This window comes from Streptomyces sp. C, from assembly GCF_000158895.1.
GTDB lineage: Bacteria > Actinomycetota > Actinomycetes > Streptomycetales > Streptomycetaceae > Streptomyces > Streptomyces racemochromogenes.
Genome location: NZ_GG657750.1, coordinates 2320666 through 2332775, shown reverse-complemented (window position 1 = coordinate 2332775; position 12110 = coordinate 2320666). Strand labels below are relative to the sequence as shown.

6 protein-coding genes and 2 pseudogenes are annotated in these 12110 nt (G+C 71.5%); 4 read left to right on the top strand and 4 right to left on the bottom strand.

Features of this window, described 5'->3' with window-relative positions:
* Together SSNG_RS44790 and pulA are read left to right on the top strand one after the other, a co-directional pair.
* Window positions 1-170: pseudogene (locus tag SSNG_RS44790) on the top strand (carbohydrate-binding module family 20 domain-containing protein); the annotation flags it as partial.
* A gap of 37 nt (window positions 171-207) precedes the next feature.
* Window positions 208-5615: pseudogene (pulA, locus tag SSNG_RS10330) on the top strand (pullulanase-type alpha-1,6-glucosidase).
* Window positions 5616-5717: 102 nt separating this feature from the next.
* On the opposite strand, the gene SSNG_RS10325 reads toward pulA, so the two are convergent.
* Genes SSNG_RS10325 through SSNG_RS10310 form a run of 4 tightly spaced genes read right to left on the bottom strand, consistent with a single transcriptional unit; the run spans window position 5718 to window position 8969 of the window.
* Window positions 5718-6242 (bottom strand): GNAT family N-acetyltransferase, encoded by a 525-nt coding sequence (locus SSNG_RS10325; RefSeq protein WP_007263766.1) that lies wholly within the window; start codon window positions 6240-6242, stop codon window positions 5718-5720.
* Window positions 6243-6271: 29 nt separating this feature from the next.
* Window positions 6272-6979: a TetR/AcrR family transcriptional regulator gene (locus SSNG_RS10320; protein WP_007263765.1), complete on the bottom strand. Its 708-nt coding sequence runs from the start codon at window positions 6977-6979 to the stop codon at window positions 6272-6274.
* A 53-nt stretch (window positions 6980-7032) separates the two neighbouring features.
* Window positions 7033-8076 (bottom strand): PDR/VanB family oxidoreductase, encoded by a 1044-nt coding sequence (locus tag SSNG_RS10315; protein ID WP_007263764.1) that lies wholly within the window; start codon window positions 8074-8076, stop codon window positions 7033-7035.
* A complete protein-coding gene (locus SSNG_RS10310; RefSeq protein ID WP_042800836.1) occupies window positions 8073-8969 on the bottom strand; it encodes a metal-dependent hydrolase in 897 nt (298 codons plus the stop codon). The genes SSNG_RS10315 and SSNG_RS10310 overlap by 4 nt, the downstream gene beginning before the upstream one ends.
* A gap of 190 nt (window positions 8970-9159) precedes the next feature.
* Here SSNG_RS10310 and SSNG_RS10305 point away from each other — a divergent pair, with 190 nt between their 5' ends.
* Complete coding sequence (locus SSNG_RS10305; protein WP_007263762.1) at window positions 9160-10818, top strand: hypothetical protein; 1659 nt, start codon at window positions 9160-9162, stop codon at window positions 10816-10818.
* Window positions 10819-10826: 8 nt separating this feature from the next.
* A complete protein-coding gene (locus SSNG_RS37840) occupies window positions 10827-11963 on the top strand; it encodes a hypothetical protein (RefSeq protein ID WP_007263761.1) in 1137 nt (378 codons plus the stop codon).
* Window positions 11964-12110 lie beyond the last annotated feature (147 nt).

Genomic DNA, 12110 nt, shown 5'->3' with positions numbered 1-12110 from the left:
CTACCCCGTGTGGAAGCTCGTCGTCCCCCTCCCGGCCGGGACCTCATTCGCCTACAAGTACGTCCGCAAAGGACGCCTCCGGGAACGTCACCTGGGAGAGCGGGGCCAACCGCAACGCCACCGTCCCCGCCAACGGCAAGGTCACGCTGACCGACACCTGGCGCAACTGACCTCCGACCGCACAGCCCGACCCCGAGGAGTGACCCCTTGATACGCCCCGCCGCGGGAGCCGTCGCAGCCGCCCTGGCCCTGACGCTCCTGCCCGCCCTCCCCGCGGCGGCCGCCGCGCAGGCCCCGGCGCCGCCGTCGGACGCCAAGCTGGCCGCCGAGCCCGCCCGGCACGACCTGACCCGCGAGCAGTTCTACTTCGTGCTCCCGGACCGGTTCGCCAACGGCGACCCGCGCAACGACCGGGGCGGGCTGGCCGGCGGCCGCCTGGAGACCGGCTACGACCCGACGGACAAGGGCTTCTACCAGGGCGGGGACCTCAAGGGCCTCACCGACCGCCTCGACTACATCAAGGGGCTCGGCACCACCGCCATCTGGCTGGCGCCGATCTTCAAGAACCAGCCCGTGCAGGGCAAGGGCACGGAGGCGTCCGCCGGCTACCACGGCTACTGGATCACCGACTTCACCCAGGTCGACCCGCACTTCGGCACCAACGCCGACCTGGAACGGCTCATCGACAAGGCGCACCGGAAGGGGATGAAGGTCTTCTTCGACGTCATCACCAACCACACCGCCGACGTCGTCGACTACCGCGAGGGCTCGCACGAGTACCTGTCGAAGGGGGCCTTCCCCTACCTGACCAAGGACGGGGTCCCCTTCGACGACTCCGAGTACGGCGACGGCCGCGCCGACGGGAAGAAGAAGTTCCCCGCCGTCGACGCCGGCCGGTCCTTCCCCCGTACGCCCTTCGTCCCCGAGGGGAAGAAGGACCTCAAGGTCCCCGCCTGGCTCAACGACCCGGCGATGTACCACAACCGGGGCGACTCCACCTTCGCCGGGGAGTCCTCCGAGCAGGGCGACTTCTCCGGCCTCGACGACCTGTGGACCGAGCGCCCCGAGGTCGTCAGCGGGATGGAGAAGATCTACGAGAAGTGGGTCAAGGACTACGAGATCGACGGCTTCCGCATCGACACGGTCAAGCACGTCAACACCGGCTTCTGGACCCAGTGGGCGACCGCCCTCGACAAGTACGCGGCCCAGCGCGGCCGCCCGGACTTCTTCATGTTCGGCGAGGTGTACTCCGCCGACACCGCCGTCACCTCCCCCTACGTCACCCGCGGCCGCCTCGACGCCACCCTCGACTTCCCGCTCCAGGACGCCATCCGCGCGTACGCCTCCCAGGGCGCGCCCGCCGGCCGGCTGGGCTCCGTACTCGCCGACGACTACCGGTACACCACCGACAAGGCCAACGCCTACGAGCAGGTGACCTTCCTCGGCAACCACGACATGGGCCGCTTCGCCTCCTTCCTGAAGCAGGATCGGCCCGGGGCGGGGGAGCGGGAGCTGCTCGACCGGTACCGGCTGGCCAACGAGCTGATGTTCCTCTCCCGGGGCAACCCGGTGATCTACTCCGGCGACGAGCAGGGCTTCACCGGCTCCGGTGGTGACAAGGACGCCCGCCAGCCGCTGTTCGCCACCCGCGTCGCCGACTACCTGGACGACGACCAGCTCGGAACGGCGCGCACACACGAGAGCGATGCATACGATCCGGAGCACCCGCTCTACACCCAGATCAGTGCTCTCTCGAAGCTGACCAAGGCCCACCCGGCCCTGCGCGACGGCATCCAGAGCGAGCGCCTCGCCGACGGCTCCGCGTACGCCTTCGCCCGCACCGACCCCAAGACCCGTACCGAGTACCTGGTCGCCGCCAACAACAGCGGCACCGCCCGTACCGTCGAGGTCGACGCCCCGCCCGGCGCCTCCTACCGGCCCCTGTACGGCGCCACCGGCCCCGGCGGCACCCCCTACGCGGCCCCCGCCCCCGTCACAGCCTCCCCGGCCGGCAAGCTCACCCTGAACCTGCCCGCCCTCGGCACCCTGGTCCTCCGGGCCACCGCCCCCCTGCCCGCCCCCGCCGCGCCGCCCTTTGCTCACCCTTAAGGCCCCCGCCCCCGGCGCCACTTTGCACCGTCGAGCTGTCCGCCGACGTCACCCCCGGCGCCGGCCCCGGCGCCCTCACCCGGGTCGTCTTCGCCGCGCAGACCGGCACCGGCAAGTGGCAGGTCCTCGGCTCCGCCGACCACGCCCCCTACAAGGTCACCCAGACGACAGACCCGGCGACAGCGGCCGGTACGCCCCTGCGCTACAAGGCCGTCGCCGTCGACTCCGCCGGCCGCACCGCCTCCGCCCTCGCCGCCTCCACCACCGGGCAGACCCCGCCGCCCGCACCCCCCACCGCCACCCAGCGCGACTACGCCGTCGTCCACTACAACCGCCCCGACGGCGACTACGCGAACTGGCGCCTGTACGCCTGGGGCGACCTCGCCGACGGAGAAGCCACGCCCTGGCCGGAGGGGCACCCCTTCACCGGCCGCGACGCCTACGGCGCCTTCGCGTACGTACGCCTCAAGCCCGGCGCCTCCTCGATCGGCTACCTCGTCATCGACAAGGACGGCAACAAGGACGTCGCCGCCGACCGCACCCTCGACCTGACGAAGACCGGCGAGATCTGGCTCGAACAGGGCAGGGAACCCGCCCGCACCGACCGCCCCGCCTACCCGCCGCAGGACCAGGCCAAGGCCGTCCTGCACTACCAGCGCCCCGACGGCGCCCACGACGGCTGGGGCCTGCACGTGTGGACCGGCGCCGCCACCCCCACCGACTGGTCCAAGCCCCTCCTGCCCACCCGCACCGACTCCTACGGCGCCGTATACGAGGTCCCCCTCGCCCCCGGCGCCACCTCCCTCAGCTACATCCTCCACAAGGGCGACCAGAAGGACCTGCCCACCGACCAGTCCCTCGACCTGAAGGCCACCGGCCACGAGGTGTGGCTGCTCGCCGGCCGCGAGAAGCACCTCCTCCCGCAGCCCGCCGGCTCCTCCGCCGCCCTCGACCTCACCAAGGCCGAGGCCGTCTGGATCGACCGCGACACCCTCGCCTGGAACGCCCCGCAGACCGCCGCCTCCCTCCAGCTCCTCGCCTCCCGCGACGGCCGGATCACCACCGACGGCGGCGTCCTGCACGGGGCCGGCGCCCCGTGGCTGCGGCTGAACCGCTCCGCCCTCACCCCCGCCCAGAAGCAGAAGTTCCCGCACCTGGCCGCGTACACCGCCTACACCGTCGACCCCCGCGACCGCGACCGCGTACGCGAGGCCCTGCGCGGCCAGCTCGTCGCGAGCGCCCGAGCCGCGAACGGCGCCGTCCTCGCGGCCACCGGCGTCCAGCTCGCCGGCGTCCTCGACGACCTGTACGCCAACAACAGCCCCCTCGGCCCCGTCTTCAAGGACGGCCGCCCCACCCTCTCCGTCTGGGCCCCCACCGCCCAGCAGGTCGCCCTCGAACTCGACGGCCGCACCGTCCCCATGCGCCGCGACGACACCACCGGCGTCTGGTCGGTGCGCGGCGACCGCTCCTGGACCGGCAAGCCCTACCGCTACGCCGTCACCGTCTGGGCGCCCAGCACCCGCCAGATCGTCCGCAACCTGGTCACCGACCCCTACTCCACCGCCCTGACCACCGACTCCACCCACAGCCTCGCCGTCGACCTGGCCGACCCGAAGCTCGCCCCGCCCGGCTGGAAGGAGCTGCGCAAGCCCGCGCCCGTCCCCTTCACCAGCGCCCAGATCCAGGAGCTGCACATCCGCGACTTCTCGATCGCGGACGCCACCGCCAAGCACCCCGGCCAGTACCTGGCCTTCACCGACACCGGCTCCGACGGCATGCGGCACCTGCGCGAGCTGGCCGCCGCCGGCACCTCCTACGTCCACCTCCTGCCCGCCTTCGACTTCGGGACCGTCCCCGAGGACCCGAAGGCCCGCACCGAACCCGCCTGCGACCTGAAGGCCCACGCCCCCGACTCCGAGCAGCAGCAGGCATGCGTCGCCGCGGCCGCCGCGAAGGACGGCTTCAACTGGGGCTACGACCCGCTGCACTACACCGTCCCCGAGGGCTCGTACGCGAGCGACCCGAACGGCACCGCCCGCACCGTCGAGTTCCGCAGGATGGTCCAGTCGCTGAACGGCGCCGGCCTGCGCACCGTCATGGACGTGGTCTACAACCACACCGTCGCCTCCGGGCAGTCGGACAAGTCGGTCCTCGACCGGATCGTCCCCGGTTACTACCAGAGGCTCCTCGCCGACGGTTCCGTCGCCACCTCCACCTGCTGCTCCAACACCGCGCCCGAGAACGCCATGATGGGCCGCCTCGTCGTGGACTCGGTCGTCACCTGGGCGCGGCAGTACAAGGTCGACGGCTTCTTTTTCGACCTGATGGGCCACCACCCGAAGGCCAACGTCCTGGCCGTCCGCAAGGCCCTCGACGAGCTGACCGTCGCCAAGGACGGCGTCGACGGGAAGAAGATCGTCCTTTACGGGGAGGGCTGGAACTTCGGCGAGGTGGCCGACGACGCCCGCTTCGTGCAGGCCACGCAGAAGAACATGGCCGGCACCGGCATCGCCACCTTCTCCGACCGGGCCCGCGACGCCGTCCGCGGCGGCGGCCCCTTCGACGAGGACCCCCGCGTCCAGGGCTTCGCCTCCGGCCTGTTCACCGACCCCAACGGCTCACCGGCCAACGGCACCCCGGCCGAGCAGCGGGCCCGTCTGCTGCACGCCCAGGACCTCCTGAAGGTCGGCCTCTCCGGCAACCTGGCCTCCTACGCGTTCACCGACTCCGCCGGCCGCCGCACCACGGGCTCCGGGGTCGACTACAACGGCGCCCCGGCCGGCTACGCGGCCGCCCCCGGCGACGCCCTCGCCTACGCCGACGCCCACGACAACGAGTCCCTGTACGACGCCCTCGCCTACAAGCTGCCCGCCGGCACGCCCACCGCCGACCGGGCCCGCATGCAGGTCCTCGCCATGGCCACCGCCGCCCTCTCCCAGGGCCCGGCCCTCTCCCAGGCGGGCACCGACCTGCTCCGCTCGAAGTCGCTGGACCGCAACTCCTTCGACAGCGGCGACTGGTTCAACGCCCTGCACTGGGACTGCCGCGACGGCAACGGCTTCGGCCGGGGCCTGCCGCCCGCCGCCGACAACCGCGCCAAGTGGCCCTGGGCGAAGCCCCTGCTGACCGGCCCGGCCCCCGGCTGCGCGGAGATCACCGCAGCCTCCGGCGCCTACCGCGACCTGCTGCGGATCCGTACGACGGAGCCGGCGTTCGCCCTCACCACCGCCGAGGCCGTGCAGCAGCGGCTGTCCTTCCCGCTGTCCGGGCCCGAGGAGACCCCGGGCGTCCTCACCATGGCCCTCGGCGACCTGGTGGTCGTCTTCAACGCCACCCCCGCCGACCAGCGCCAGCGCGTCCCCGCCCTCGCCGGCACCGGCTACGCCCTGCACCCCGTGCAGGCGGCGGGCTCGGACCCGGCGGTGAAGCGGTCCGCGTACGACCCGGCGACGGGGGAGTTCACCGCCCCGGCGCGCACGGTCGCGGTGTTCAAGCGCGGCTGACGCGCGGACCCCGAGGGGGAGGTACCGGGCCGCGGCCGGTACCTCCCCCTCGGCCGTTCCCCGGTCCCTGCCCGGGCCGGCCGTTCCCGGACCGGCCGTGCCTCAGACGTCGAGGCGCCGCTCCAGCAGGATCACCCCGTACACCCGGCCGTCCTTGCCCTCCTTCGAGGGGAACTCGCCGACCACCCGGTAGCCCGCGCTCCGGTAGTACGCCAGCAGCTTCGGGTTGGTGGACACGCAGTCCAGCCGTGCCCGCTCCCGCCCCGTCCGGGCGATCCGGTACTCGGCGTGCTCCAGGATCCGCATGCCCGCCCCGGGCGGCGCGGCCTTCCGCTCCACCATCAGCCGGTGCACGTAGCCCGCCACGGGCGGCTGCACGCCCCAGGCCTCCTCGTCGGACCACCAGAGCTCGTACGCGCCCACGAGCCGCCCGTCGGCGTCCTCGGCGAGCCAGACCTCACCGTCGCGCATCCGCGCGCGGAAGTGGTCGGCGTCCTTGTCGCCCGGCTTCCACTGGTCGATCCCCCGGCCGAGCATCCACCGGGCGGCCTGGTCGTACAGCTTCACCAGCGTGGCGGCGTCCTTCTCCCCGGCCGCCCGGAACAACATCCCGTCGTCAATGATCACGCGGGCATTATCGCCAGCCGAGCGACCGCTCAGTCTCCCTGCCCGGTCCCCGGGACGAGCACCGCCAGCCGCCCGACCAGTTCCCCGAACGGTCCGTCGGCCGGCTCGTCCGCGAGGATCCGTACGAGGATCCCCGCCATCTCCGCGTCGTACGCGGCGCTCACCGCCGCCAGCGCCGCGAAGTCGTGCACCAGCTGGAGTTCCAGCTCCGCCCGCGGGATCCGTCGCCCGTCGAGCCACAGCAGCGCCGTGGACTCGGCCAGCGACACCCAGGACCGCACGACGAGCTCCAGCCGGGCCGGCGGGTCCTGCACGCCGATGTGCACGAGGATCTGCTCGTACGCGGCCTGCCGGACCTCGTCGATCATCGCGTTGGCCCGGCTGCTGCCCGCCGCCGGTCCGCCGCGCAGCAACGCCGAGAAGCCGGGCCCGTGTTCGTCGACGAAGGCGAAGTAACGGCCCATCACCCGCAGCAGCCGGGGCCCCAGCGGGCCCTCCTGCGGCTCGACGAACCGCGCCGCGAGCTCGTCGGCGGCCCGGCGCAGCGCGGCCTCGTACAGGCTGAGCTTGCCGGGGAAGTAGTGGTAGACGAGCGGGCGGGATATCCCGGCGGCCGCCGCGATCTCGTCGATGGACACGTCGTCGGGGGAGCGGTTGCTGAACAGCTCCAGGGCCACCCCGATCAGCTGTTGCCGCCGCTCCTCGACACCCATCCTGCGTCGCACCCCGGTTGTCATGCCGACACCCTACTTCCCGGGCGGGGGTGGGCCGTACGGGTGAAGGTGCGCCGCTAGAGGTCCAGTACGAGCCGGTCCGAGTCCGCGCGGGAGACGCACAGCAGCATCGAGTCGGCGCGTTCCCCGTCGGTGAGGAGCTCGTCGCGGTGGTCCACCCGGCCCGCGAGGACCCGGTGCCGGCAGGTCCCGCAGAAGCCCTGCTCGCAGGAGTACGGGGTGGCGGGCATGACCCGGCGCACCGCCGTCAGCGCGGACTCGTCTGCCGCGACCTCCACGGCGGCGCCGGTCCGGGCGAGTTCCACCGTGAAGGGCTTCGCCTCGGCGGGGGCCGCCGCCGCGAAGCGTTCCAGCCGGACCGCGTCCGGGTCGGGGACGGCTGCGGTCACCGCCCGCATCAGGGGCTCGGGGCCGCAGCAGTAGACCAGGGTGCCGGGCCGGATCCCGGACAGCGGGGCCAGGTCGGGCAGGCCCGTCTCGTCCTCGGCGGCGACCGTCACCCGGTCCCCGTAGGCGGCGAGTTCGGGCAGGAACGGCATCGAGGCGCGCGAGCGGCCCCCGTAGAGGAGGGTCCAGTCGGCGCCGGCGGCGGTCGCGGCGCGGAGCATCGGCAGGACCGGGGTGATGCCGATGCCGCCCGCGACGAAGGCGTACGAGGCCGCGGGCTCCAGCTCGAACCGGTTGCGCGGCGGGCGCACCCGCACCTCCGTGCCCTCCAGGAGCCGTTCGTGCGCCTCGCGGGATCCGCCGCGTCCGTCGGCGACGAGCCGGACCGCGATGGTCCAGCGGCCCGCCTCGGCCGGGTCCCCGCACAGCGAGTACTGGCGCACCAGACCGGAGGGCAGCGTCAGGTCGACGTGCGCGCCCGGGGTCCAGGACGGCAGCTCGTCGGACTCCAGCACCAGGCGCAGCACCCCTTCGGCCGGCTCGGTGCGGGAGGTGATCCGGGCGTGCAGGGTCCGGCGCGGCGAGTACCCGGACACCGGGTTCTCCAGCGCGGGCAGCGGCCACAGGGGGGAGCGGCGGATCCGCTTGAGCAGTGCGCGCCGGGTCAGGACGGCGGCCCCCGCCACCGCCGTGACGGCCAGGGCCCGCCTCACGGCCGCACCCCGCCGTTGGCGCCGGGGGAGGAGGCCAGGTAGGCGACGGCCTGGGCGGTGGAGCCCTCCTGGGAGGGGTGGTAGGTGCGGGAGAGGTAGGTGGGGATGGACCGGACCATCGCCCCGGCCGAGGGCAGCACGCCCTTGCGGCCGGCCCGCAGGAACTGCCCGAAGGAGGCCTTGGCGCCGGGCCGCTGGGGGTCGTTCTCCACGAAGAAGCGGGCGCCGCGCTGCCAGAGGAAGAGCAGGGCGGCGAAGGCGCTGGCCCAGGTCCGCACCCGGCGGCGGTAGCTGCCGTCCAGGTGCATGAAGAGGTCGAAGGCGACCGAGCGGTGCTCGACCTCCTCCGCGCCGTGCCAGCGCAGCAGGTCGAGCATCATCGGGTCGGCGCCGCGCCGGTCCAGCTCCTTCGCGTTGAGCACCCAGTCGCCGAGGAAGGCGGTGTAGTGCTCGATCGCGGCGATCATCGCGACCCGCTCCATGAGCCACCAACGGCGGGCCCGGCCCGGGGGGAGGGTCCGGTCGCCGAGGAGCTTCTCGAACATCCAGTCGACCTGGGCGGTGTAGGGGGTCGGGTCGAGGCCGAGGCGCTTGAGGTGGGGGAGCACGTCGTCGTGCGCGGCGGCGTGCATCGCCTCCTGCCCGATGAAGCCGATGACGTCCGCCCGCAGCCGCTCGTCGGTGATGAGCGGGAGCGCCTGCTTGTACACGTGCACGAACCAGCGCTCACCGGCGGGCAGCAGCAGGTGCAGCACGTTGATGGTGTGCCCGGCGAAGGGCTCGCCGGGCAGCCAGTGCAGCGGGGTGTCCTCCCAGGAGAAGGACACGTTGCGGGGTTCGAGGTCTATGTGTTCCGACGCCACGGGGGCGGGGGCGGGCGGCCTATTAGACATGGCGTCAATGTACTGACGGGTACCCGCCAGGAAAACCCCTCTGCCGTCGACAATTGTCCGTCCGCCGCGACGACGAGTTGCTCCGGGGTCCCGCCCGCCGGCCCCCTGGCCCACACGGCGGCAGGAGCCGGGCCATCGGGGTGACGGGCGTGCGGCCGCCGTGACGGGCGCCCTGAGGCGGGGGATGGGAATGCGCGAACAGCTTGCCCGTCAGAAGGGGACCGCCATGCAGGAGGAGCCTCCTTACCAGGCTCGCAGGGCTACTGCGTGGAGGCGGCCGGCAGCGGACGAGAAGCTGCGCGGCGACGCCGTTGCCGTGGAGGAAGGCTGCGATGCCGACGCCTCGACCCTGGAGCCGGGCCGTCTGTACGGCAGGGTCGCGGGAAGGGACCGCCAGGCGCGCCTCCTGAGTGCGGGGGAACTGGCCGGGTTGGGGGATCCGATGGCTGATCTCTTCCGCGCAGGTGTTTTCCCCCTCACGGTCCAGGAACTGCTCTCGAAACTTCCCGAAAGGGATCCCCCGGCACGTCAGGTGTACCTGGTGAGTGAGGCGGGCCAGATCTCACCCGCCTCCGCGCCGGGTCTGCACCGTGACATGCGCTTCGTCATCACTGACAAGGTGCGTGGCAGGGAAGTGGACCTGCTGGTCGCCACGCAGGCGACGGGTGATCCCGGACGGGCGTTCTTGCAGGTCGTTTCCTGGGACAGCCGGAAAGAAGTCTTCAACTTCTACATGCGGACCGGCCCCGTCTGGTTGTGGGCGGGCGACTCCTGGGACGCGCTGGAGCCGGACTCCCGTGGAAAGGGCTGCTTCGACAGTCACGTGAACGGCAGTGTGGTGATGAAGGAGCTGAGGGAACCCTGGATGAACTGGCAGTCCCAGCGGGCGAAGATCCAGGTGGACGCCGTCGACCCGTTGAAGGACGACCCCCTCTACGGCTGCGTGGACGGTGCGGAGAAGCTGGAGAAGACCGTCGAGGCGCTGGTGCGGCGGTGGACCAGAGCGCGCCTGGCCAAGGTCACCGCCGCCGGCGTCGTCGCGTCGCCACACCACCTGCTGCGACAGCTGTTGACGACCACCACCGTCAACCTCGCGTCCACCGACAGCCAGAGCGGGGCCGTCACCCCGACGGACCCGCCCTTGGTCGTCCCGATGGGATTCTGGTTGAACGCCGAGGCTCTGCTCGACAACCTGCGCCTGCGCGTGACTGCCGCACCGCCCCGCATGCAGGCTGACAAATATGTGGACAGCCTGGACCGGTTCGGCCTGCATCTCAGAGAAGGAGACTTCCGGCAACCGGGTGACGCGTTCTTCGCCTTCGTCGTGCCCGAGGCCTCGTTCGAGGACAACGAAGTAGTCAATCAGATGGTGAGCACCGGACTGCTTTCGGCCAAGTTCGCCGCATGCATGCTCATGGTCGATTTCCCGAATCCCGTCTTCAGTCCCTCTCGGGAACATCTCATGAAATATGTTCCCTGCGGTCCGGTCGACGGGGCCCGCTTCGCTGAGCGGATCGCGGAATCGATCGCGGAGGCCGTCAAGAGGGAGAAGCTTCCCGTCGAGAGCCCGGAAGGCGAATTCGCCGCCCACTGGTGCCTTTCTGACGAGGAATGGCCGACCGTCTTCGCTCGGCGAGTGGATGCCTACCTGAAAGCGGTTGCGGAGCGCATCCAGACGCAAGCCGGTTTCGACGACTACGTACGACTCGCCGAGTCCCGGCGCAGGCAGTTCCGCAGCATGAAGCTTCACGAATTCATGCTGACGACGCCGTACACCAACATCCCCGAAAATGCTCCGCTCCTGGCGATGCGCGAAGACGGCACTGTCGACGAACTCGCCCCAACCTAGGAGTCACCATGGCCACACTCGACCTGTACAGCCCGCCGGGAAACCTGCAAGACCTTGATGAAGACGGCCGGAAGAAATGGCACGCAAAGATCAGTCAGTTCGTTGACGACGCCATCGAGGGTCCCGGCCCGGCCGACGGGGTGCTCCATGACGGTCCCCGGCCCCAGTTCTACAACGCGACCAAGACCGCCACGTCCGACGACGCCCAGGACGTGCCGGTCAGGTGGACCGCCTTCCCCCGAGCCGTCGCGGACGCCTCCGTCTCCGACACGCAGGCCTGGGAGCTCGCCGACTCCACCCGCGACGTCCAGGACGAGTACTGCGAGTGGAGCGTCAGCCGTAACACCGAAGGGAAGATCACCCGCGTCACCTTCACCTGCGAAGGCCCGGAGTACTGGGTGTCGATCGCCGAGAACAACCGCGCCAAGCTCCTGGATCTCTACCGGACACACATCAGTCCTGACGTCACGGACAGAGACCTGTTTCCTGACGGTGAGACGTATGAGCCCCGTAATGTGTGGAACAACTCGACCAGCCGCGGTGCGATGCATCTGATCCAGAAGAGCAACACCATCGAAGCCGAGATCCAACTGGCGGCGGCAGCCACCATCCGGCGGGTGATCGACGGCAGGGAGTACACCGCCGAGGACGAACTGATCAAGTGCGGCAAATACGGCGATGCGAGCCGCAACAGCGACCCGCTCATCGGCGCGGGCGTCAACTCCCTGGCACGGCAAGGGGCGGACATCACCCTGACCGACCCGGTGGGCCTCTACCTCGGCGACCTCGCCACCGACGGCTGGGAAACACCGGACGGATCCGACCCCAAGAGTTACTGGAAGTACGTACGAGGCGACGCCGAACACCCGGTTCGCGCCGTGTACGAGGTCCCACTCGACAAGGGGTACACCGTCGGGGACATCACCATCGGCGGCCGGCGCATCGAGTACGGGGGCCAGATCGCCGAGTTCATCACCATCCAACTGACGGCCACCGCCTGCCGCTTCGGGGAAAGCACGGCCAAGCCGCTGACCGCGTGCAGGGCAGACGCCCCGGCCCCGGCTCCGGAGCACGCCGTCTCCGCAACCGCCGAACCGAGGCACGTCAGATCCGCCCGGTCCCTCCGCACGTCCGGCTCGGCCTGACCGCACCTCGGTCCGGGGGCTCAGGCCGCTGGAGCACCCGGACCTAGGGGGTGCTGCGAAAGTCCCGCACGGCGCCCACGGCGCCCGGCACGCACTCCCGCCGCACCGGACACCGCGAGCACCGCACAGGACTTTCGCAGCACCCCT